General features: G+C 74.4%; 1 pseudogene. It reads left to right on the forward strand.

Annotated elements, in window-relative coordinates:
• A pseudogene (locus MFF64_RS36640) lies at positions 1–394 on the forward strand (hypothetical protein); the annotation flags it as partial.

Below are 394 nucleotides of genomic sequence, written 5' to 3' on the forward strand. Positions count from 1 at the left end.
CGGTGGCCGCCTGGCTTCACCGGCTCGAGGGCCGGCCGGAGGATGCCCGCACCGCGGCGATGGCGCGACGCTTCCTCGACGCCGTCTACGCCCCGGGTCCCGGCGTGTTCCGCCTCGGCACGACGCCAGGGGGGCAGCTTCAGCCAACCGACCACGTCGACCTCGACACGCAGTTCTGGCCCCTGATCGGTGTCGCGGACGCTCCCGCGGCGTGGCAGAAGTCCATTGCCTACGCCGAGGCCCCTCTCGCCGCGGCGGGCGGGTTCGACTTCAACGAGGACCGCGACGGTCTCTGGATCGAGGGCACGGCCCAGGCCGCGCTGACCTACCGGGCCCTCGGCCGGACAGCGGACGCGGAGCGCCTCCTCGGCACGATCGCCCGGCAGGTCTCCCC

Source organism: Methylobacterium frigidaeris (assembly GCF_022179185.1).
GTDB lineage: Bacteria > Pseudomonadota > Alphaproteobacteria > Rhizobiales > Beijerinckiaceae > Methylobacterium > Methylobacterium frigidaeris.